The sequence below is a fragment of the Acidovorax sp. KPB24-07 genome (genome assembly GCF_057543315.1).
In genome coordinates this window covers 1-4,300 of sequence record NZ_BAAJYS010000287.1, presented here as the reverse complement: position 1 = coordinate 4,300, position 4,300 = coordinate 1, and the positions used below count along the sequence as shown (strand labels likewise).

3 protein-coding genes are annotated in these 4,300 nt (G+C 67.9%); 2 read left to right on the top strand and 1 reads right to left on the bottom strand.

Annotated features, from left to right (window positions below; translation table 11 throughout):
• Window positions 1–179: 179 nt before the first annotated feature.
• Both dxs and AC27IQ_RS19420 read left to right on the top strand, forming a co-directional pair.
• Entirely contained in the window at window positions 180–2,069 is a 1,890-nt protein-coding gene (gene dxs, locus AC27IQ_RS19425; RefSeq protein WP_487090462.1) for a 1-deoxy-D-xylulose-5-phosphate synthase, read from the top strand.
• A 293-nt stretch (window positions 2,070–2,362) separates the two neighbouring features.
• The gene (locus tag AC27IQ_RS19420; RefSeq protein WP_272548513.1) at window positions 2,363–3,442 is read left to right on the top strand and encodes a TRAP transporter substrate-binding protein; all 1,080 of its coding nucleotides are present in this window, start codon (window positions 2,363–2,365) and stop codon (window positions 3,440–3,442) included.
• 248 nt (window positions 3,443–3,690) lie between these two features.
• Here the strand turns inward: AC27IQ_RS19420 and AC27IQ_RS19415 are convergent, their stop codons facing one another.
• On the bottom strand, window positions 3,691–4,218 hold the full coding sequence (locus tag AC27IQ_RS19415; RefSeq protein WP_487090461.1) for a hypothetical protein: 528 nt from the start codon (window positions 4,216–4,218) through the stop codon (window positions 3,691–3,693).
• Window positions 4,219–4,300 lie beyond the last annotated feature (82 nt).

Below are 4,300 nucleotides of genomic sequence, written 5' to 3'. Positions count from 1 at the left end.
GCGCTGGCGGCGCTGGCCGACATGGTGGTGAACCGCTCGCACTGATGATGGCGGCGCGCTGCGTGCCCTGTGCCGCCATCCCCGCAGACCTCCCCGGTGGCCCCGGCGCACCGGCCCGCACAATGAACGGTCTGCAGCGCTTGCCTGCATGGCGCAAGCAGCTCCTCAAACAATAGCCTATGTCCACGAATTCCTTTCCCCTGCTGCAGACCATCAACGACCCGGCCGACCTGCGCCGCCTGTCGCGCGCCGAGTTGAAGGACCTGGCCACCGAGCTGCGCGCCTTCGTGCTCGACAGCGTCTCCAAGACCGGCGGGCACCTGAGTTCCAACCTGGGCACGGTGGAGCTGACCGTGGCGCTGCACACTGTGTTCGACACCCCGCGCGACCGCCTCGTGTGGGACGTGGGCCACCAGACCTATCCCCACAAGATCCTGACCGGCCGGCGCGACCGCATGGGCACGCTGCGCCAGTTCGGCGGGCTGTCGGGCTTTCCGCAGCGGGCCGAGAGCGAATACGACACCTTCGGCACGGCGCACTCCAGCACCAGCATCTCGGCCGCGCTTGGCATGGCGCTGGCCGCCAAGCAGCGGGGAGAGAACCGCCACGCCGTGGCCATCATCGGCGACGGCGCCATGACGGCGGGCATGGCTTTCGAGGCGCTGAACAACGCCGGCGTGGCCGATGCCAACCTGCTGGTCATCCTCAACGACAACGACATGAGCATCAGCCCGCCCGTGGGTGCGCTGAACCGCTACCTGGCGCAGCTCATGAGCGGCCATTTCTACGCCGCCGCCAAGAACGTGGGCAAGACCGTGCTCAAGCCCGTGCCGCCGCTGCTGGAGTTCGCCAAGCGGCTGGAGCAGCAGGCCAAGGGCATGGTGGTGCCGGCCACGCTGTTCGAGAAGTTCGGCTTCAACTACATCGGCCCCATCGACGGGCACGACCTCGACTCGCTCATTCCCACGCTGGAAAACATCAAGGGCCTGAAGGGCCCGCAGTTCCTGCACGTCGTTACCAAGAAGGGCCAGGGCTACAAGCTGGCCGAGGCCGATCCGGTGGCCTACCACGGCCCCGGCAAGTTCGACCCGCGCGTGGGCCTGACGCAGCCCGCCACGCCCCCGAAGCAGACCTTCACCCAGGTCTTCGGCCAATGGCTGTGCGACATGGCGGCCAAGGACGAACGGCTGGTGGGCATCACGCCCGCCATGCGGGAGGGATCGGGGCTGGTGGAGTTCGAAAAGCGCTTTCCCGGCCGCTACTACGACGTGGGCATCGCCGAGCAGCACGCGGTGACGTTTGCCGCCGGCATGGCCTGCGAGGGCGTCAAGCCCGTGGTGGCGATCTACTCGACCTTCCTGCAGCGCGCCTACGACCAGTTGATCCACGACGTGGCCCTGCAGAACCTTCCCGTGGTGTTCGCGCTCGACCGCGCGGGCCTGGTCGGCGCCGATGGCGCCACGCATGCCGGCGCCTACGACATTCCGTTCGTGCGCTGTATTCCCAACATGAGCATGGCCTGCCCCGCCGACGAGCGCGAGTGCCGCCAGTTGCTGACCACCGCCTTCGAGCAGGACCATCCCGTGGCCGTACGCTACCCGCGCGGCAGCGGCGCGGGCGTGGTGCCCCTGGCCAGCCTGGAAGGGCTGCCGTTCGGCAAGGGCGAGGTGCGCCGCACGGGCGCGGCGCCGCAGGGCCGGCGCATCGCCATCCTGGCGTTCGGCACGCTGCTGTACCCCGCGCTGCAGGCGGGCGAGGCGCTGGATGCCACGGTGGTCAACATGCGCTGGGCCAAGCCCATCGACACGGCCCTGCTGCTGGAAGTGGCCGCGAACCACGAGGCCCTGGTGACGCTGGAGGAGGGCACCACGCTGGGTGGCGCCGGCAGCGCCGTGTGCGAGGCCCTCAACGCCGCGGGCGTGGTGCGGCCGGTGCTGCAGCTGGGCTTGCCCGATGCGTTCATCGAACATGGCGACCCCGCCAGGCTGCTGGCGCTGCAGGGGCTGGATGCGGCGGGCATCGAGCAGGCCGTGCGCGCGCGGTTCCTGGCACCGTCCACTGCGGCCTGAGACCGCCGGACCCGTTCCAAGACGGCCCGAGGTGGGTGGGCCTTCGCAAACGCGGCACGGGCACTGATGCCCTGGCCCCGAGGCGCCCGCTGTCGATCTCCGCGAAGTGCGCGCGCCCGATGCTTGCAGAACCCTGAATGGGCGAAACGGGTGGGTTCTTTCACGGGAAAACCCGCAAAACCCGCAGGGGGCATGTTCCTACAATCGTCCTCGGCCCACACAGTTTCTTGCCCTGGGCGCACGGTGCCCACCAGCGCCGGGTTCTGCCAACAATATCTCGGAGATCAATCCTCATGGATCGTCGTTCAATCATCAAGCACGCCGGCATCGTCGGCGTGCTGGCCGCGGGCGCGGCCCCTGCAGTGCATGCGCAGGCCAACATCCGCTGGCGCCTCGCTTCGAGCTTCCCCAAGTCGCTCGACACCATCTACGGAACGGCGGAGGTGTTCTCCAAGAAGGTCAGCGAAGCCACGGGCGGCAAGTTCCAGATCTCGGTGCATGCCGGCGGCGAGCTGATGCCCGCCTTCGGCGTGGTGGACGGCGTGCAGAGCGCCTCCGTCGAAATGGCCCACACGGCCCCCTACTATTTCTACGGCAAGGACCCGACGTTCTGCCTGGGCTGCGCCGTGCCGTTCGGCCTGAACGCACGCCAGATGAACGCATGGATGTACGAGGGCAACGGCCTGAAGCTCATGCGCGAGTTCTACGCCAAGTACAACATCATCAACCTGCCTGGCGGCAACACGGGCGCGCAGATGGGCGGCTGGTTCCGCAAGGAAATCAAGTCGGTCGCCGACCTGAAGGGCCTCAAGTTCCGCACCAACCCGTTCGCGGGCAAGGTGCTGGAGCCGTTCGGCGTGATCCCCCAGTCCATCCCCGGTGCCGACCTGTACCCCGCGCTGGAAAAGGGCACGATCGACGCGCTGGAGTGGGTGGGACCGTATGACGACCAGAAGCTGGGCTTCAACAAGGTCGCGCCGTTCTACTACTACCCCGGCTGGTGGGAAGGCGGCCCGCAGCTGGACTTCTACATCAACACCAAGGCCTGGGAAGGCCTGCCGGCCGAATACAAGGCCGTGGTGGAAGCTGCCGCCTCGCACGCTCACGTGACCATGCTCGCCAAGTACGACGCCCGCAACCCCGTGGCCATCAAGCAACTGGTGGGCTCCGGCACCAAGCTGCGTCCCTTCACGCAGGACGTGATGAACGCGGCCTTCAAGTCGGCCCAGCAGATCTACTCGGACCTGAACAACAGCAACCCCGAGTGGAAGAAAATCTACCCCGACTACTCCAAGTTCCTGGCCGACCAGAACGCCTGGTTCCGCTTCACCGAAGGCACGTTCGACCGCTTCATGCAGCAGCAGAAGCTGTAACTGCGCAATCCTCCGAGCCGCCGTTTGAACGGCGGCTTTTTTTTGGGTGCCTGGCTGGTGCGCAAGCACCAACGCAGAGTGTCTGTCGCGTCCCTCGCGGGATGTGTGGGTTGAAACGGGAGCAGGGGCTCCAAGGTTCGAATCCTGGTACTGGTCGCGCCCCCGTGGGCGCGTGGATCATGCGCCTTGCCGCACCACGGCCTTGGCTGCGCACCGCAGCAGCGGCTGGTGGCATTTCGCCCGGCGCTTCAGCGAGCTGTCGGGGGCTGGTCTTCAGAACGGGCTTGTGGATTGCTGCCCTGCCGCACCACCGCCTCGCCGAAGGCCACCAACAAGGCCGGGTCGGCCGAATGCACCCAGGCGATGCTGCCGTTGCGCCGGCGCACGAGCATGCGGGGCGCGACGATGCCGCTCAGCCAGGGCCAGTGCACGATTTTGAAAGTGGCCACTTCGCGAATGTGCACCTTCTTGTCCCACAGCCACGATTGCAGCAGGGCGTCGCCCGTGAAGCGCGTGCGGCTGAACACCATCCACCAGCCCACCCAGGCGATCAGCACCCCGGCCAGGCAGAAGGTGGCCAGGCTGGTGAAGGACCACTGCGCGCCGCGCAGCGCGGGCACGGACCAGGCCGCGAACGCGCCAAGTGCCAAGACGATGGCCACGGCCAGCCCGCGCACCGCGGGCGGGTAGGCGGCGCTTTCCAGCCAGGTGCCCCCGGCACCGCCCGGTGCGTCCGCTGCGTCCGCAGGTGGCACGTTCGGGGAGTTGCCCGTCATTGCGGCGTGCTGGCCGCGCCTTCGGCGGGTGCGGCGTCCGGTGCTGGCTCGGGCACCGGCATGGCCTCGGCACCGGGGTTCG